This window comes from Adlercreutzia sp. ZJ473 (genome assembly GCF_013185065.1).
GTDB lineage: Bacteria > Actinomycetota > Coriobacteriia > Coriobacteriales > Eggerthellaceae > CAAEEV01.
In genome coordinates this window covers 14,189-31,843 of sequence record NZ_JAAVTO010000031.1, presented here as the reverse complement: position 1 = coordinate 31,843, position 17,655 = coordinate 14,189, and the positions used below count along the sequence as shown (strand labels likewise).

The 17,655-nt window shown below is 60.6% G+C and carries 12 protein-coding genes and 1 tRNA gene; 9 read left to right on the top strand and 4 right to left on the bottom strand.

What is annotated here, in order from left to right; genetic code table 11:
- The first annotated feature begins 216 nt into the window (after positions 1-216).
- The 3 genes from HRL41_RS07300 to HRL41_RS07290 all read left to right on the top strand — a co-directional run bounded on the left by HRL41_RS07300 (position 217) and on the right by HRL41_RS07290 (position 4,375).
- Positions 217-303, top strand: a tRNA-Leu gene (locus tag HRL41_RS07300).
- Between the two features lie 212 nt (positions 304-515).
- Complete coding sequence (gene arsS / locus HRL41_RS07295) at positions 516-2,621, top strand: arsenosugar biosynthesis radical SAM (seleno)protein ArsS (RefSeq protein WP_172136198.1); 2,106 nt, start codon at positions 516-518, stop codon at positions 2,619-2,621.
- A gap of 215 nt (positions 2,622-2,836) precedes the next feature.
- Positions 2,837-4,375: a hypothetical protein gene (locus tag HRL41_RS07290; protein WP_216662575.1), complete on the top strand. Its 1,539-nt coding sequence runs from the start codon at positions 2,837-2,839 to the stop codon at positions 4,373-4,375.
- A 1,168-nt stretch (positions 4,376-5,543) separates the two neighbouring features.
- Here the strand turns inward: HRL41_RS07290 and HRL41_RS07285 are convergent.
- A complete protein-coding gene (locus tag HRL41_RS07285; RefSeq protein ID WP_172136197.1) occupies positions 5,544-6,392 on the bottom strand; it encodes a MerR family transcriptional regulator in 849 nt (282 codons plus the stop codon).
- A 311-nt stretch (positions 6,393-6,703) separates the two neighbouring features.
- Here HRL41_RS07285 and HRL41_RS07280 point away from each other — a divergent pair, with 311 nt between their 5' ends.
- The 4 genes from HRL41_RS07280 (at position 6,704) to HRL41_RS07265 (ending at position 12,459) form a co-directional block, all read left to right on the top strand.
- On the top strand, positions 6,704-7,393 hold the full coding sequence (locus HRL41_RS07280) for a DUF554 domain-containing protein (protein WP_172136196.1): 690 nt from the start codon (positions 6,704-6,706) through the stop codon (positions 7,391-7,393).
- 246 nt (positions 7,394-7,639) lie between these two features.
- Entirely contained in the window at positions 7,640-8,470 is an 831-nt protein-coding gene (locus HRL41_RS07275; RefSeq protein WP_172136195.1) for a DUF364 domain-containing protein, read from the top strand.
- 222 nt (positions 8,471-8,692) lie between these two features.
- Positions 8,693-10,555 (top strand): ABC transporter ATP-binding protein, encoded by a 1,863-nt coding sequence (locus HRL41_RS07270; protein ID WP_172136194.1) that lies wholly within the window; start codon positions 8,693-8,695, stop codon positions 10,553-10,555.
- Positions 10,552-12,459: an ABC transporter ATP-binding protein gene (locus tag HRL41_RS07265; RefSeq protein ID WP_172136193.1), complete on the top strand. Its 1,908-nt coding sequence runs from the start codon at positions 10,552-10,554 to the stop codon at positions 12,457-12,459. Before HRL41_RS07270 ends, HRL41_RS07265 begins: the two co-directional genes overlap by 4 nt.
- A 327-nt stretch (positions 12,460-12,786) precedes the next feature.
- Here the strand turns inward: HRL41_RS07265 and HRL41_RS11965 are convergent, their stop codons facing one another.
- From HRL41_RS11965 to HRL41_RS07255, 3 genes are all read right to left on the bottom strand, one after another.
- The gene (locus HRL41_RS11965; RefSeq protein WP_371808817.1) at positions 12,787-13,095 is read right to left on the bottom strand and encodes a group II intron maturase-specific domain-containing protein; all 309 of its coding nucleotides are present in this window, start codon (positions 13,093-13,095) and stop codon (positions 12,787-12,789) included.
- 3 nt (positions 13,096-13,098) lie between these two features.
- Positions 13,099-14,190, bottom strand: coding sequence for a group II intron reverse transcriptase/maturase (ltrA, locus tag HRL41_RS07260; protein WP_216662572.1), 1,092 nt, complete (start codon positions 14,188-14,190; stop codon positions 13,099-13,101).
- Positions 14,191-14,745: 555 nt separating this feature from the next.
- Positions 14,746-15,228, bottom strand: coding sequence for a MarR family winged helix-turn-helix transcriptional regulator (locus HRL41_RS07255; protein ID WP_172136192.1), 483 nt, complete (start codon positions 15,226-15,228; stop codon positions 14,746-14,748).
- Between the two features lie 491 nt (positions 15,229-15,719).
- Here HRL41_RS07255 and HRL41_RS07250 point away from each other — a divergent pair, with 491 nt between their 5' ends.
- Together HRL41_RS07250 and HRL41_RS07245 are read left to right on the top strand one after the other, a co-directional pair.
- Positions 15,720-16,163, top strand: a complete 444-nt coding sequence (locus HRL41_RS07250) for a GatB/YqeY domain-containing protein (protein WP_172136191.1) — start codon at positions 15,720-15,722, stop codon at positions 16,161-16,163.
- Between the two features lie 169 nt (positions 16,164-16,332).
- On the top strand, positions 16,333-17,592 hold the full coding sequence (locus HRL41_RS07245) for a hypothetical protein (protein WP_253904768.1): 1,260 nt from the start codon (positions 16,333-16,335) through the stop codon (positions 17,590-17,592).
- Positions 17,593-17,655 lie beyond the last annotated feature (63 nt).

Below are 17,655 nucleotides of genomic sequence, written 5' to 3'. Positions count from 1 at the left end.
CCGCCGGCCGCGAGCGTGGCGGGCATGTCGGCCGAGGTGCGCTATGCTGCCGCCGTCGACTCCGGAATGGCCGGAACGGGCTGGTAGGAGATCGGGAGAGCATGACCCCCATCAAAGTTACGCCGTCCGTTGCGAGAAATCGCGAAAATGACCCTTGCGTCGGTTATCTCGTTCGGTTATCATAGCTGTTGCTGTCAACGCAAGTCGACATCATGTGCGGGTGTGGCGGAATTGGCAGACGCGTACGGTTCAGGTCCGTATGGGGGCAACCCCATGAAGGTTCAAGTCCTTTCACCCGCACCACTTACCCACACAGGGGCCGTAACAGAAGTTGCGGCCCCTTTGCTTTTAAGCGAGTCCTCTCCTTGATATTGCCGAATGATCGGCTTAGTCTTATATTAGATTTTGTCTTGCTTAATACAAGTCGAATCGCTTTTAAACACAATTGTCGTCATAAGCCGAGGTGCCGATTCTCCGGATATCCAGACGGCGCCCAATAGCGAAATGGGGTTGTCATGTCATCTTGTGCGTCGATCGGTCAGAAACGCCGTCTCTTCAAAGATGCCGGGAGGGCATGTCCTGTCGACTACCGTATAGCTGCTGACGCGTTCAGAGGAAGACCAGAGATCGAATGCGACGTGCTTTATGTCATAGGCGGATTGTACGGAAATCCCTTTGCTGCTTCTGCTGTAGATGCGCTTGTTGAGTCGGAATCCACAGCCAGTGTTGAGGTTGTTCTCAATGGCGACATTCATTGGTTTGACAAGATTGCAGCGAACTTCGCAGACATCGAACGCAGGATAGCGCAGTATCGTCCTCTTGTCGGAAACGTTGAAGCCGAGTTGCGCCGTCAAGAAGACATCGGTGTTGGGTGTGGATGCGCTTATCCAGAATGCACTTCTGACGAATCCGTGGCGCGCTCGAACCGCATTCATAAGATGCTCTCTTTTGCGCTCGACTCAGATCCCGAGCTGAAGCAAATGCTTGAAGGTCGTCCTTCCACGTTGCTTGCCAGCGTTGCCGGAAGAAGAGTTGCCATTACACATGGTGACGAAAAGCTGCTTGGCGGTTGGGATAACTCGCGCGAATCGCTTCAGGATATTCTGCGTCAAGATGAGGTCGACACCTTCATGGCTAAGAATAATCTGGATGTATTCACCACTACGCATACGTGCGCGCCAGCGGCTATACGTCTTGCGCGTGGCGTTGTCGTCAACAACGGAGCTGCTGGCCTTCCGAACTTTGCCGGCGAACACTTTGGCCTTTGCATCAGGATTGCGGAAAAGCCGCATAAGGACTCGCTTTTCGAATGCGAGCTGGACGGGCTCTTCATTCAGGCGATTCCCGTGAGGTACGATCACGATGCTTTCCTGAGATGGTTTGACGAGTTATGGGCTCCTGCGTCAGCAGCTGCCATCTCATACAGGAGCCGCATAATCGATGGTCCGGAAGATCGCATTCGTGACTCTTTGCTTGGTGGCTTCAGACTGGGGGAGGCGGCGCGTGCCGAGCTTGCTGATGCGCAAAAAACCGAGCCTGGGCACAAAAGGGCGATCGCTCACACCACTAAGGGCGATGTCCATGCTGCATTGGAAAGCCTGCTCTACTTTGACGATATGATCGAAGATAATGCCGATCGAGTGACCGAGCATGCGCTTTCCACCATGCAGGTGAATATAACTGCGAAATGCAATTTGGCATGTGCGCACTGTCATGTGGAGTCGAGTCCCGCGCGAACTGAGGCGATGAGCCGCGATGTCTTGGAGGCCGTTTTGAATGTGGCTCGGGAGCGGGGCTTCAGGACCATCGACATTACTGGCGGTGCGCCTGAGACGCATCCTGAGATCGAATGGTTTCTAAGAGAAGCGGCTGATACTGTTCCGAATGTCATGTTGAGATCCAATCTGGTCATTTTGAAGGAGCCTGGGTACGAACGACTGCTTGACCTTATTGAAGAGCTGAATGTTGAGGTGGTGGCATCCCTTCCTAATGTGTTCAAGGCGGAGTCTGACGCGCAACGTGGGAATAACACCTATGACGTCACGATAGAAATGCTGCGTATGCTCAACGAGAGGGGTTACGGTTGTGATGGCATGCATGTGCTTGATGTTGTGTTCAATCCTCAAGAGCCCATACTCCCGCCGCTCCAGAAAGATGTTGAGGAGATGTATCGGAAGCGCTTGGGGAATCTCGGGATCCAATTCGATAATCTATTCGCCGTGGCCAACAATCCTATTGGGCGTTATGGCGCGAAGCTGCTTGACGATGGCACATTTGAAGCTTATATGAACACTCTTATGGACGCATTCAATTCGGAAGCGTGCCCCAACATCATGTGCCGCCATCAGATGACCGTTGGTTGGGACGGTCGTGTGTACGACTGCGACTTCAACCATGCTATCGGGCTGGGCGCCTCTGCTGCTATCCTTCCTGAGGGTACGTTGGCTCGAGCGGATATCGATCGCGCTTTGCTTGGAGGCGAGGGCAAGTCGCTCACCATCTTCGATTACGCGAACGACCCGGATCGTCCGCTCAAGCGACCCATCGTGTTTGGAAATCACTGCTATGCCTGTACGGCTGGGTTCGGATCCAGTTGCGGAGGAACGCTCGTTCAGGAATAAACAATCCTATCGCGTTCGGCCCCGCATCCTTTCATTGACAAGAGATGAAGTTTGATCTACTCTGCGAGTAGATAGTATCTAATAGTAGACATGTTTCATTAAGATGAAGTAGGTTTCGGCAAATCCCCTGCGAGCTTTCTCGTGAAGGCGTTCTGCGCTTGTCAAGAGCATCGGACTTGCTGTGTATATCCTCTGTCGATCTGAAAGGAGAATGGATGACTGATTGGACCGGTATATTGTTCTGGGGCTTTCTGGCCGTCTACGGCGTAGCGATGTTTCTCATCTCGCCGAAGACGGTTACGGTGGGAGGCTTCTTCCGCGGAGAAAACCGCCAGGGCAAAGACGCTAATCCCTGGATGATCATGGCTTCGGTATTCATCGCGTGGATCTTCGCAAAATCAGTTACTAACGCCGCGAATATGGGTGCCGACTTTGGCATCGTCGGAGGCATCGGATATGCCGTCTACTGGCTGTGCATCCCTCTGACCGGCTGGGCGCTCTATCGCCTGCGTCGCAAGTTCGGAGCGACAGGCATGGTGAGCTTTTTGACTGAGCATTACGGCGTAGCTGCGGCATTCTGCTTTTCGGCCGCCATTCTCGTGCGTCTGTTCAATGAGGTTTGGTCGAACACATCCGTCATCGGTGCATATTATGGCGAGTCGGGAAGCGCGCCTTTCATCATCGCCGCGCTATTGATGACATTCATCACGATTGCGTATTGCTGCAAAGGCGGCATGCGCGGTTCGCTTGTTACCGACGTTGTGCAGGCGGTGCTATTTGGCGTGCTTTTGATCGGCGTGCTTTTCATTATCGTGCCGCAGCATGGGGTAGGCGCATATGCGACAAGCGGTGCATGGACGCTTGAAGGTGGCGTCGACTTTATCATAGGTGCTGGTCTGCAATGCTTGTCTTACGGCTTCCATGATGCCGTGCTCACCGACCGCGGCTTCCTCTGCGAAGAGAAAAAGATGCTGAAGGCGTTTATCATTGCGGGCCTTCTGGGCTTTTTGGCCATCCTGCTCTTCTCGCTCGTCGGCGTTGATTTGTTCCTTGATGGAACTGCTCGCAGCGGATCGGACGCTCCGGTCGTTGTGGCGCGCTCGCTTGGCATAGTGGCCTTCTTCATTGTGGCGGTCATCATGATATCTACTGCAGGCTCTACGCTGGATTCAACGTTCACCTCACTCGGCAAGCTGTGTTCACGCGACTTGCCTGGCATTGTTGGCGTGAAGCCTGAAAACGTCCGTATGATCGGTATCGGCATCATGGTCATCTTCGGTATCGTAGGCAATCTGCCAATGATAATGGGGGCGAGCATCATCACGGCAACCACCATCTCCGGTACGATGATCATGGGTCTTGGCCCTATCTTCTTGCTGCACGGCGTCGTGAAGCCGACCACGCTCGGGTTTATGCTCTCATTCTGGATTGGAATGATCTTGGGCATTTGGGATGTTGTCGATCCGTCTTCTCTCGCATTCCTGAATATCGGAGAAGGCAAGTACGCAAACTTCCTTGGCGTCAATCTTTGGGGTGCTATAGCATGCTGGATTGCCTACATAGTGCCCGGACTGATCTCGGCTGCGCAGGACAAGGCCAAGGGCATTGAGCCAAATTGGAAGGGCTTCACCAAAGAGGAGATTGCCCAGCGCGAGATTGAAGCTGCCAAGCGTCGTGAGCTTGGGGATCCTGATGGCATGGAACCTTCAGAGCAAGGTCAGCGCATCGGGCGTGACATGGCAACAAGCGCCTAGTTTGAAGCACTTTTTCCAAGAAGAGGCTGTGGCAGAAAACAAACTGACTTCCAAAACTTGGACGCAATTTAATGAAGAGATAAGCTGTAGGGACTGATTCTGGAGCTCTTCTGGGGTCAGTCCCTTCTGTACGATCATGATAACAGCTCGTATGAAGGAAAACGTCCCTCTCGATGCATACTCTTTCAGATGCCGGAAGGTACAGCCGCCATTCTGCGCACCACGAGCCGTCTGCCGCATCGTAGCTCCGCGCGAAGCAGAACGGCCCCTTGCCCGATATCTCTTCGCTCAGTCTTTCGATCACGCTGTCGGAGATGTCCCAGGCGTCTCTTTTCGCCTCAAGGATCCAACCCAGCTTCACTGATATGTTTTCGAGCGAGCAACCCGGGTTATAGGACAGAGCCGCGTCCGACTTGATGATTCACCGACAGCATTCCGCCAAAACCTACCATTGAAACTTCCTGCTGAAGCCTACCGAAGCAAAGAGGCGAAACCGCTGGGAAGTCACTGGGAGCGCAAGAGATACATGTTTCTGACGCAAACACGAAAGGGCACGGGAGACAACCGGATGTTTCACGTGAAACATTCGTTTTCGGAGGGCCCTGCCTTTCGGAACGCCTGCCTGGAGCGTTCGTGCCGCATACGGCCGACCTGCGAACGCGCTCATCCGAAACCAGCGCACGCCGCGACAAACGCACGAATCTGAAACGGAAGCGAGTACTTAGACGACAAACCCCGGGTGACGGCCTTCCATGCGAAACCCCCTCCGGCGGGGGACTTTCATGCGCGACGGGTTTCCGCGCAACGATTCTCCTGGCTGCATGCGTCCGAACGCAGAAAAAGCCGCTGGGGGAAGCGGCTTTTTCCACATGAGAGAAACGGGGAGAATGAAGGTGTCCTTGTCTTATTCCTTTCGTTTACGTGATTCATCATAATCGCTTTATTATTTCTAGTCAAGAATAATCTTGAAAAAATATTATCATACGGAGAACCCGCGTCACGGGACGCCGGGGGGCTCGCGTTCGGGAGTGTCACAGAACACCTGGGGGACTCGCGCTCAAAGGCGTCTCGGGACGCCGGAGAGTCCGCGCTCAGAGGCGTCACGGGACGCCGGGAGACTCGCGCTCAGGGGCGTCACGGGACGCCCGGGGGCTCGCGCTCAGGGGCGTCACGGGACGTCCGGGGAACTCGAGCTCAGGGGCGTCACGGGGATCTGTATCTCGGTGACGAACTCGGAGACGTCGTTGGTCAGGCCGAAGTCGATCATGGTGACCTCCCTCGAGAAGCCCGCCACGCCCAAGCCGCGCTCGCGCGCGAACCCCAGGAGGCGCTCGTAGCGCTGCGGCGCCGCCTCGTGCGAGCCGCGGAAGCGCGTGACCAGGCACGTCTCCTCAGGCAGCAGCACCGTGCCGCCGCGGTAGTCGTCCTCCTCGTCAAGCACGATGAAGATGAGCTCGTAGGGGTGGAAGCGCCCGCGCTCAAGCGACTCCTGCGAGAGCCCGATGCCCACCTTCCCCAGGAAGATCGCGGTGCTCTCCTCGTTGCGCTCGAGCTCGCGGATGTGAATCTCCAGGTCAAGCGCGCTCTCCACCGCGAAGCTCTTCTTGAGCAGCGCGATGCGGCGCGCCGGCACCCGCTCAAGCACGATCGCGTCCATCTGCGCGCCCACGGCCTCGTCGATCTGCGCGAGGCGGTTGTCGATCTTGCGCTGGATCGCGCCTAAGCGCTCCTGGCGCTGCGCGACGTCGGCCCTCTGCTGCAGCAGCATCTCGCGCACGCCCTCGATCCCGCGGTTCTCGATGAACCCCTGGATGCGCTCGAGGGGGATGTCGAGCTCGCGCAGGTAGCGGATGGTGTTGAGGCGCTCGAACTGGCGCGTGCTGTAGTAGCGGTACCCCGTCGCAGGGTCGACGGCCTCCGGCGACACGAGCCCCAGCTTGTCGTAGTGCCGCAGCGTGCTCACGCTCAGGTGGAACAGCCGCGCGATCTCGCCTATCTTGAACAGGTCGCCCTCCATGCGCCTCCCTTTCTCGCTTCGCCGCACTCCTTGCGACGTCCTGCACCTTCGGCCCTGCCACCGCCGCGCCACCATGTCGCTTCGCCGCAGTTTCGCCACCTTATCACGTCGCCTCGGCGCCATGCCGCCCCTTCGCAGCGCCTTCCTCCCCCGTCGCTTCGCACCCCTTCGCGGCGCTCCCCTTCGCGCCGCTCCGGCGTTTTCTCATTTTCCGCTTGACTCTATAACTATTGTAGAGTTTTTAATACGTCTCGCACGCAACAAAACGCCGCGAACCGCGCGCCAAGGCGCGTCGCCCGAAAGGAATCGCCATGATCGGAACCATCGTCAACGCAGGGTGCATCGCCGTCGGCAGCATCATCGGCAGCGTGGTGAAGAAGGGGCTCGACGAGAAGCTCCAGAACGCCCTGTTCACAGCCATGGGGCTTGCCGCGCTCGGCATCGGCATCAACGCCGTGGTGCAGAACATGCCGAACAGCAGCTACCCCGTCCTGTTCATCGTGAGCCTGGCGCTGGGAAGCCTGGCGGGCACCGCCGTCGACCTCGACGAGCGCTTCCAGCGCCTGAGCGAGCGCCTGTCGAAGGGCAAGAGCGAGCTGGGGCGGGGCCTCTCCACGGGCATCCTGCTGTTCTGCATCGGCACGCTGTCCATCTTGGGCCCCATCCAGAGCGCGCTGTACGGCGACCACACCTACCTGTTCGCCAACGCCGCGCTTGACCTGGTGACCAGCATGGTGCTCGCGTCGGCGTACGGCATCGGCATGATCCTGGCAGCCGGCGTGCTGTTCGCGTGGCAGGGCAGCATCTACGGGCTCACGCTGCTTCTCGGCAACTTCGTGACGCCCGACATGATGTGCGAGCTCTCCGTGGTGGGCGGCTTCCTCATCGCGAGCACCGGCATCTCGATCCTCGGGATAAAGGACCTCAAGACCATGAACATGCTGCCCAGCCTCGTGGTGCCCATCGCCTTCTGCGCCGCGGCAAGCGCGCTGGGGTGGTAGGCGCCAACGGCGCGCGGGAAGCCCCTCGCATGTCGTGATCCCTGCGCACACCCCGCACGTCCGCGCGCCGCACCGCGCGCCACCCGCCCCGCACGCCGCGGCAAGCGCGCTGGGGTGGTAGGCGCCGCGCTTTCCTCTCGCTCCTTGTTTATTTTCCAACAAATATTATTTCTATACAGATATAATTAGGAAGTCACCCCCGGCCGCGCACGGCGCGCGGCAAACTTCAACGCGAGGAGGAGAGCCATGAGCGAACGAGCAGACGGAGCGAAGCGCCCGGAGAAGGCCGCGACGTGGGAGCTCTACGACCGCCTCATCGAAGGCGTGCCCGCGGGCATCGCCGTGCGCGACTACTGCCTGGGAACGCGCTGGACGTACGTGGAAGCCGACTGCGGCATGGGCGTCAGCTTCTCCTGCAAGGGCGGCGCGCCGTACGCCTTGAAGGATGACCTGCGCAAAGCCGACCTGCGCAGGGTGGCTGGGCTTGCCAAGTCGTGGTGCTTCGAGGAGGCCTCGCTCGGCGTCGCCGCGCTGAACGCCTGGTACTCGCGCCCGGAGATGATCGACGGGCTGGGCGCCCTCTACGACGACCCCGTGGAGCTGCCCGACGGCACCACCCGCAAGCTGGACGCCTTCGGCGCGTGGCGCCCGCGCATCGAGGAGGCGCACCCCGATGGCGATGCGCGCGTCGTGGTGGTCGGCCACTTCCCCCACGTGGACCGCATCGAGGAGTACGCCCAGCTCACCGTGCTCGAGCGAAGCTGCACGAGCCCCCTCGACACGCCCGACCCAGCTTGCGAGTACGTGATGCCCCTGGCCGACTACGCCTTCATAACGGGCGTCACGATCATCAACAAGACCTGCCCCCGGCTGCTGCAGCTTGCGCAACGCGCCACCGCCGTCATGACCGGCCCCTCGGTTGTCATGTCGCCCGTTCTCTTCGAGTACGGCGCCGACACGCTGGCCGGCAGCGTAGTGGAGGACCCGGAGAAGGTGAGCTTCGCCGTGAAGACGGGGAAGGGGCAGTTCTTCGGGGAGGCCCTGCGCATGTCGTGGGTGAGCCGCCCCGGCTGCTAGCAGGCGTTAAGCGCGAAGCGGTGGCGAGCGCATAGCAGCACCCATGAGAAAAGGCTGGTCGAAGGGCGATGAATCGATCTTCGACCTGCTTCGCAGCGAGGATTCCGTCAGCTGACGCCGCACCGGACCCCATGTGCGGACAAGCCTGTTGCGGGAAAAGGGAGGTATGCATTGCGGCAGCGAGTCGCAACCATATGCTGGGGCCTGCGCATGGCGTGGCATATGGACAAGCGCGTGCTCTTGCTCGCCTCCGTCCTCGTTGCCGCGCTTTCGGTGCTGCCTGCGGTCGCCCTCATCTTCAACCGCGCATCCATAGCGCAACTCTCTGAGTTCCTGGCGTACGGAACGGGCACGTTCGCCGACGTGCTGCCCGACATCGTGGCATACGGGGCCCTGCTGGCGCTCATCGCGGTGTCGGGGCGCATGAACTCGGAATACCTCTCCGCGCTCATGGAGAACACCTACGCGTACGGCATGCAGGCGCATCTCATGGACGTGGTGAACCGGCACGACATCATCACGCTGATGCGCCGCAACGTGAACGAGGACTTCAACTACATCATGCGCCGCTCCATGGCCCTGAACCAGATGATCGCCTGCCTCATATCCATGGTCGGCAAGGCGTTCTCCATCGGGTCGCTCTGCGTTGCGGCGGCAACGCTCTCGCCAGCGGTCCTCTTCATCGTGGCGGCATACGTGCTGCTGGCCGTGCTGCTGTCGGCGCGCTTCTCGCACGGCACGCGCTTCTCGTGGCCGGTGTTCCGAAAAGCCGAGGTCAAGGCGCAGTTTCTTCAAAGCATGCCACAGGAGCCGAACGTGGCGAAGGAGATCAGGCTGTTCGGCTGCGCCGACGAGGTGGTGAGCGGGTGGGAGCGAGCCTACGACGTCCGCATGAGGCTTGCCGTGAGGCGATCCGCCGAGGCCGAGAAGCGCACGTTCCTCGCCAGCCTGCTGTTCTACGCGTTTCTGGCAGTCGCCATCGCCTCCCTGCTCGGCGCCCTTGCCGCCGGCGACGCCACGCCGGCGACGCTGCTTACCACGTTCTCGCTCTGCACGAGCCTGTTCACCGCCGTCGGCCCCATCACGCGCGACCTCATGAGCCTCGACGAGAACGTGTTCGCCATCGAGCAGCAAAACGACCTGCTGGACGGCTTCGACAGCGTCCCCGCGGAAGCGGCCCGGACGGCAGGCCGAGAAGGCCGCGCTGGCGAAGGCGCGGCGCCGGACGACGCAAGCGTCAGGGACGTCGCAAGCGGCGCGAGCTCCAAGGCCGCCGCGATCCCCGTGTTCGAGGCGCGCGACGTCACGTTCTCCTACACGGGCGCGAAGAACGACCTCGACGGGGTTGGCCTCGTCATCATGCCCGGCGAAGTGGTGGCGCTCGTCGGCGAGAACGGCTCGGGGAAGTCCACCCTCGCGAAGGTCCTCCTGGGCACGCTGCCAACGGATTCCGGAGAGCTCTCCTTTTGCGGCGTGCCCTACGAGAGCCTTGCGGACGGCGCGCTCTCGAAGCGCATCGGCGCGTTCTTCCAGGACTTCTACCTCTACCACCACAGCGTCGCCGAGAACATCGCCTACGGATGCGTCGACCAGGTGGATGACCGCGAGGCCGTCCGCCGCGCGCTCAGGCACGGCGGGGCCGAGCACATCATAGACAGGCTGCCGCAGGGCCTCGACGCGATGGTGCGCAAGCGCATCGACCCCAATGGCGTCGAATTCTCAGGCGGCGAGAAGCAGCTCCTGGGAACTTCGCGCGCCTACATGGGCGACAAGGACGTCCTCATCTTCGACGAGCCTGCGAGCATGCTCGACCCACTTGCTGAGCTCGACCAGTTTGCCCGCATCCGCTCGCACACGAGGGGCCGGACGGCGATACTCATCAGCCACCGAGTCGGATTTGCACGGCTGGCCGACCGCATCGTCGTGATGGACCGCGGGCGCGTGGCAGAGACGGGGACTCATGACGAGCTTCTGCGAAAAGGCGGCCTCTACGCCCAGCTCTTCCGCGACCAAGCCCAGTTCTACCTGGACGACGACGGCGCGAGCAGCGTCACGCGCAAGGCGTCCGAGGAGATGATGCGATGAGCGCCGTGCTCAAGCCGCCCTCGAGCACGGCGGCTCCCGCGCGCGACGACGCGCACATCTCCCCTCGCGAGTTCTTCGCGCTCGTCGGGCGCTCGCTCGCCGTGAGCTACAAGGCCCGCGGGGCGGCCTCATGCGCGGTGAGCGTGATCGGGTTCGTCTTCGCGCTGGCGCCGTCGGTGCTGGCGTGGCTCATGGGCGTCTTCACCGACGCGGTGCAGGGCGTGTTCGAGGGCACCGCCCCCGCGGGAAGCGCGTTCGCCATGCTGGCCGCGCTCATGGGCGTCTACGTTGCGCAGCTCGGATACACGTGCCTGCGCAGCTACTTCGAGCAGGCCGACTCCGAGCGCATGATGCGCTACATCAGGAAGCGAACGCTGTCCATCACCTGCCGAGTGCGCATGCGCCACATCGACAACGAGGGCGGCTTCGCCGAGCGCTCGTCGTTCGTGGACACCGCAGCAGGGCTCCAAGCTGCGGGCTCCATGCAGCAGATCGCGCTCTGGATGCAGAACGCCGTCGCGTTCTGCGCGCTCGCCGTAGTCCTCGCGGGCGTCGACGCGTGGATGATCGTCATCGTAGTGGTCACCGCGCTGCCCTCGGTCATCCTGACCTACGCTCAGGAGCGCGAGCGCTACCGCCTCTCGCGGTCGCTTGCGCGCACGAGCGCGTTTGCCCAGATGTACTACCAGGATGCGACGCGCTTCCAGACGCTGCAGGAGGTCAGGTTCAACCGCATCTTCCCTTACGTCAAGGCGCGGAAGTGGCAGCCGAGCGTCGACGAGGTCATCCTGAAGGACGGCTCGATGAAGCGCCGCCATGCCGTGGCGAACGCCTGCGCCGACCTGTTCTCGGGCTCGGTCTACGTGCTCGTGCTGGCGCTGGCCGCCGCGAAGATCTACGCGGAGCCAGCGCTTGGGCTCGGCGTGTTCACGCTGACGCTCTCAGGGGCCGCCCAGATGCAGTCGCTCGTGTCGCAGCTGTTCACCGGCGCCACCGCGTTCGTGGCGAGCGCACCCTACATCCAGGACTTCTTCTCCCTGGAAGACTTCGAGCATGAGCCGGCTGCTGAGGCGCCAGACCGCATCGCCGCCGCCACGCCAGACCGCATCGCCGCCAACGTTCCCGACGTCCGCTCTCCCGAGCCCAGCGCTCCTGCCGACATCGTGTTCGAGAACGTGCGCTTCACCTACCCGGGAGCGCCTGACGAGGCGCTTCGAAGCGTGAGCGTGACCGTGCGCGAAGGCGAGCGCGTCGCCGTCGTGGGCAGGAACGGCTCGGGCAAGTCCACGTTCGTGAACCTGCTCTGCGGCTTCTACGCCCCCGACTCGGGGAAAGTCACGGTATCAGGGCTCAACCCGTACGAGGACCCCGTGCGCGTGCGCGCGGACCTGTCGGCCGTGTTCCAGGACTTCGCGCGCTACGAGGACACCATCAGGGAGAACATCGCGATCTCGGCTCCAGGGCGCGCGCGGGACGACGCCGCCATGATGTCTCTTGCGAAGAAGACCGGCGCGGCGGGCACGATTGCGTCTCGCGAGAAGGGGCTCGACGACGTGGTGGGCTCCTACAGCGAGCGCGGCAACAACCTCTCGGGAGGCCAGTGGCAGCGCGTCGCCATCACACGGGCCGCTTGGAGGAGCCAGGCGCGCATCATGCTCCTCGATGAGCCGACGAGCGCGCTCGACCCGATGGCCGAGGCCGAGATCTACCGAAACTTCTCCGACATCGTCGAAGGCAGGACGGCCCTTCTGGTCTCGCATCGGCTCGGCATCGCCTCGCAGGTGGACCGCGTGCTGGTCTTCGACGGCGGCCGCATCGTCGAAGACGGCTCACCTGAGGAGCTGATCGCCGCAAACGGCCTGTTCGCCGAGCTCTACCGCTCGCAGGCGCAGTGGTACCGATAGCGCCTCGCGCGTCCCTCGAAGCTCCCCTCGGAAGGAGACGGAGACGGCATGCTGCGCATGCAAGCGCGCCGTGCCCGAAGCCAGATCCTTCGACTCCATGTTATATAGGATGACATGGGGGAAAGTGACCTCATTCGGGATGATGCGAGGGAGCAAACTCTCCGGGATGACGCGAGGCCCTCTATGCGAAAGGGGTTGTGGCAGAAGCCCTGAGCAGCCGTTTTGATCCGCTGCATATCGGAAGGAAATCGAGTAGGAGGGATGTCATTAGTTGGCATCCCGTCCTCTCACACCACCGTGCGTACCGTTCGGTACACGGCGGTTCCACTAACATACATGTACTTGTTCGTAATAGTCCGAGAAGAACAGATAGCCTTTACGGCGTAGCTGCTCGGTTCTGATTGCCATACTCATTATCGGGCTTCCCGCTGTACGCCAGTAAGCCTTACGGGTATTGGCAAATTCCCATGCTTTGCCCTTTTCAATGCCGCACTTCTGTAGCATCTTGAATCGGGTGCGAGCACGTTTCCACTGCTTCCAGTAGGCCATGCGAATGCGCCTGCGCATCCATTGGTCAATACCTTTAAGTAGCTTCTTCATGCCCGCCAGCTTGAAGTAGTTGACCCATCCGCGCACAAATCACGTTACCGCCTTCGGTCTGTACTCATTAGACATGGCATTGCTTCTCGCGGTGAGTTCTCGGATGCGTTCTTTCATAGCCACGATGCTTTTGGGGTGTACACGAAAGCGACACTTTCCCTTGTGGCGGTAAAAGGCATATCCTAGGTATTTCACCTGATTAAAGTACGCAATACTTGTCTTTTCGTGGTTCACCTTAAGAAACAGTTTTCCTTCGATGAACCGGGTAATGGATTTACAGGTGCGCTCTGCCGCTCGCTTTGACTTGCAGAAAATCATGCAGTCATCGGCATAACGTACAAACTTATGTCCTCGCCGCTCTAGTTCTCGATCAAGCTCGTTGAGCAGGATGTTTGACAGAAGCGGCGAGAGTGGTCCTCCTTGTGGCATACCGACTTTTGTCTCTTCCAGCTTCTCTCCTACCATGACACCGGCGTTGAGGTACTTATGTATCAGCGATACTACGCGGCCGTCGGTGACGGTTTCAGAGATAACCTGTATTAGCTTTGATTGGCACACCGTATCGAAGAGCTTCTCTAAGTCCATATCGACCACCCAGACATATCCTGCATCTATATGACGCTTGCAAGCGTAAAGCGCATCATGTGCGCTTCTTTTTGGTCTGAACCCATAGCTTGAGTCGCTGAACTTAGGCTCAAAGAGCGGTGTTAGCTGAGCGACGATAGCCTGTTGTACCACACGGTCAACTACGGTAGGTATTCCGAGTTTTCTTACCTTGCCTTTCTCTTTCTTTGGGATTTCTACCCTAAGCACAGGGCTTGGGGCATACTCTCCCTCTTTGATTTGCTTGATAAGTTCATCTGAGTGGTCTTTAAAGTAATCATACATTTCAGAGACACTCATCTTGTCGACGCCAGCTGCACCCTTATTGGCTTTAACTTTCCTGTAGGCATGCCGCATGTTGTCCTTATCGGCAATCCTTTCCAGCAAATCTGTTGGACAGTACATGTTGGCGCTTTCGGCAGGGGTTATCCTTTGCGTGCTAGACGCTTCAAGTTGTCTTCCTTGTTCCGCAAGTACCATCCCTTGTAAGCCCCACGACGTGGGTTGGCTATCGTTAATCGCACCCAAAGGTAACCTCCTTTCTACTGACACCATTAGTGGTTCGACCCTTCCTTGCAGTGGACATACATACAAGTACTATGGTCTTTGCTGACTCCTCATGACAAGCTTTACTCCGTGCTGGCAAAGTTCATTACCTATACACGTCCATGAGGTCTCCCGAGGTAAGCCACGTTTCTTTCCCTCCATCTACCTGCCGCATTTACGCTGTGAACTTCCGTATAGCTATTGGGCTTCAGCTTGTTGTGCAGCCTTACCCGCCCACCTACGCCTAATGCGATTTCTGTTCGTCAGGCCAGAGGTTTGCCTCTTGCTTCCTTCAGATTCCACCTCACGATGGACACCCTTGCATTTGGCTATGCACTTCCCGCTATCAGGCGTGCTAGGGACTTTCACCCGTTAGAAACGGGCGCATGCTCGGCGCACACGAAAGAAACCCGCCACATATTGTGGCGGGTTTCTTGCTGACGAGGCTTCTGTTGCAGCTACTTTCTCAGTCCAAAGGAACATCCAAGGGCTTTGCCGCAGAAAGCTGGCGCGACGAGCTGTCAGCGCGCCCCCGTGCTAGCGGCGGGCGCGGCGGGAGCGGCGGTGCTTCCTGCCGCTCTTGCGCTTGCCGTGCGCGCCGTGCTCCTTGCAGGACACGATGATCTTCTCGGTGATGGCGTTGAGCTGGTCGATCTCCTCGTCGGTGAGGCAGGACAGGATCTCCTCGGCCGTCTTGGAGTTGGCGGCGCAGCGCCTCTCGGCGATCTTCTCGCCCTCCTCGGTGAGCTTCACCGTGTAGGTGCGCTTCTCCTCGGCATCCTCGATGGTGACGTATCCGTTGCGCTCGGCCTTGCGCACGACGTTCTTCAGCTCGCCGCGGTCGAAGCTCAGGCGCTCGACGAGCTCGCGCGAGGAAGCCTGGCCGCCCGAGACGTGCAGGACCTTCAGCAGCGCGCCCTGGCCCTTCTTGTAGCTCTTGGGGCCGTTCTTGCGAAACGCGCGGTTGGTGAGCTTGCTCGCCTTCTTCATCTGGGAAAGCGCCTTGGTGGCGGTGGTCATACTACGTGCCTTCTTTCTTCTTCTCTCCTGGTTTTTCAAGCTTGCCCACTATAGCCCTCCGACAAGCGTGCGTCGAGTTTTGCAACAGTTATTCACAATATAGCTATTGAATAATTCTTTTCCCAGATAAATCGCATCTTAGGTATTATTCACAAAAGAATATATTGACAAGGACGGCGGAAGCGAGGACTCTCCGCCCGCGACGCGCCTGCGTCAGGGGCCCACCCGAAGCATGGGCTCATGACGAGAGAAAAGCCGCTGGGTGGGCTAGCGGCTTTTCTCTCACAAGAGAGGAGTGGAGGTTTTTCTTAGCTTCTGTTTTCTACGGAAGCTATCATACATGACTAATTATCCCTAGTCAAGAATAATTCTGAGAAAAACACCTCGCTCGGCCCTTCGCTCCGCGCGCCCCACGCCCCCTCTCGCGCACGTCTTCCCGGCGAGCGCTATACTAACGCTCGAAAACGCACACCGAGCCGAGGAGGACGAACATGGAGTATCAGCAGCTGCAAGACGAGATCAAGGCCGCCATGAAGGCGCGCGACAACCGCCGCCGCGACATCCTGCGCCAGGTGCACACCGAGCTCAAGGCCATCGAGGTGAACGAGCGCCGCGACATCGTGGAGGCTGACGTGGACGCCATGCTCAAGCGCGTGATCAAGCAGACGAAGGAGACGCTCGACGGCTCCATCAAAGCCGGGAACAACCAGGAGCGCACCGACACGCTGGCCGCCCAGGTGGCTATCCTTGAGGAGTACCTGCCCCAGCAGGTGTCGGGCGACGCGCTGCTCGCGCTCATCGACGAGACGCTCGCCGAGACGGGCGCATCCACGAAGAAGGACATGGGCCGCGTGATGGGCGCGTTGACGAAGAAGACGGGCGGCAACTTCGACAAGGCCGCCGCAGCCGCCGAGCTGGGCAAGCGCCTGGGGTAGGCCGAGTACGCAGACGGCGGAACGGCCGAAGAGGCGGCGGGCGGCGGCGCCCTCAGCGGCGGTTGGGGGGCTTTTGTGGGGTTGAAGGCTTTCCGACATGCCCTTTGCTATGCTTAGTGCAGCAAACAGACGTCAGGAGCAACCGAAGCATATTAAGGAACCCGCTCTCATGAGACTGCATGGCACCCCGCTGCCGCCCCATACCGCCGCGCGCCCCCTTGCAGGACGCACCGCACCTGCAACCTCCACCGCGCAAGCCATCCCGCCCGCCGCGCCAACGCGACCCCTCGCGCATCCGGTCGCGACGGCCTGCATCGCCGTGCTCGTCGCGCTCGCGCTCACGCTCACACCGCTCGGCGCGGGCATGGACTTAGGCGCTCTCACGCAGGCGCATGCCGAAACCACCGACATCGAGGCCGAGGCCGATGCGGCGCAGCAGGCCATCGAGGAGTCGGCGCGCATCTACAACGAAGCCACCGAGCACGTCGCCGAGCTCGAGCGGCAGATCACAGACAACGAGAGCCGCATCTCCGCGATAGAGGAGCAGCTGCCCGCGCAGCGCGAGCGTAGCGGCGCAGCGCTCGGCGAGCTCTACAAGTTCCAGCGCGAAGGCTCCTCACTCATCGACCTCATGCTCTCCGCCGAGAGCTTCCAGACCTTCCTCACCTCGGTCGACTTCCTCGGACGCGTGTACGGCACACACATGGGCGAGGTGGAGAAGCTCCTGGCGATGACCTCCGAGCTCGACACGCAGAAGAACGAGCTCGCCACGGCGCTCACGCAGGCGCAGGAAGAGGAATCTCGTGCAGCCCAAGCGCTCGCCGAGGCGCAGGAGGCGCGCGAGCGCGCGCAGCGGGAAGCCCAGGCACGCGCCGAGGAGGAGGCGCGCGCGGCTGCCGAGGCGCAGGCGAAGACGGAGGCCGAGCAGGCTGCAAAGGATCAGGCCGCGAGCGACGCCGCGTCGAGCGCAAGCAGTTCAGCCAGCTCAGCGGGCAGCGCGAGCGCCCCGAGCGCCGCGCCCGAGCCCATAGCGCCGCCCGCGAGCGACAACGCCGACTGGTCGAGCGACAAGGCGGCGTTCGTGAGCTCCTGGGCCGGGCGCATCGACGCGTACCTGGCCGGCTCCCCCCTCGCCGGCCAAGGCGCCACGTTCGCAGAGGCAGCGTGGAACTACGGCGTTGACCCGCGCTTCTCGCCCGCCATCTCGTTCGTCGAGAGCTCGAAGGGCGCGGCCTGCTTCAAGCCGCACAACGCGTGGGGCTGGGGCTCGGCAAGCTGGGGCAGCTGGGAGGAGGCCATCGACTCCCACGTCCGCGGCTTGGCGCGCGGCTACGGCTACACGCTCTCCGAGGCCGCCGCCAAAAAGTACTGCCCGCCCAACTGGCAGCACTGGTACAACAGCGTGTCCGCTGAGATGAACAAGATCTAGCGCGGCCAACCGGGCAGGGAAGCCCCTGATCAAGCCCCTGCGACTAAGAAGCGCGGTCTGTTC

What these genes read in the sequence shown, in the direction of transcription:
- arsS (WP_172136198.1), top strand. Translation starts at nt 516, where the DNA reads ATGTCATCTTGTGCGTCGATCGGTCAGAAACGCCGTCTCTTCAAAGAT.
- HRL41_RS07290 (WP_216662575.1), top strand. Translation starts at nt 2,837, where the DNA reads ATGACTGATTGGACCGGTATATTGTTCTGGGGCTTTCTGGCCGTCTAC.
- HRL41_RS07285 (WP_172136197.1), bottom strand. Translation starts at nt 6,392, where the DNA reads ATGGAGGGCGACCTGTTCAAGATAGGCGAGATCGCGCGGCTGTTCCAC.
- HRL41_RS07280 (WP_172136196.1), top strand. Translation starts at nt 6,704, where the DNA reads ATGATCGGAACCATCGTCAACGCAGGGTGCATCGCCGTCGGCAGCATC.
- HRL41_RS07275 (WP_172136195.1), top strand. Translation starts at nt 7,640, where the DNA reads ATGAGCGAACGAGCAGACGGAGCGAAGCGCCCGGAGAAGGCCGCGACG.
- HRL41_RS07270 (WP_172136194.1), top strand. Translation starts at nt 8,693, where the DNA reads ATGGACAAGCGCGTGCTCTTGCTCGCCTCCGTCCTCGTTGCCGCGCTT.
- HRL41_RS07265 (WP_172136193.1), top strand. Translation starts at nt 10,552, where the DNA reads ATGAGCGCCGTGCTCAAGCCGCCCTCGAGCACGGCGGCTCCCGCGCGC.
- HRL41_RS07255 (WP_172136192.1), bottom strand. Translation starts at nt 15,228, where the DNA reads ATGACCACCGCCACCAAGGCGCTTTCCCAGATGAAGAAGGCGAGCAAG.
- HRL41_RS07250 (WP_172136191.1), top strand. Translation starts at nt 15,720, where the DNA reads ATGGAGTATCAGCAGCTGCAAGACGAGATCAAGGCCGCCATGAAGGCG.
- HRL41_RS07245 (WP_253904768.1), top strand. Translation starts at nt 16,333, where the DNA reads ATGAGACTGCATGGCACCCCGCTGCCGCCCCATACCGCCGCGCGCCCC.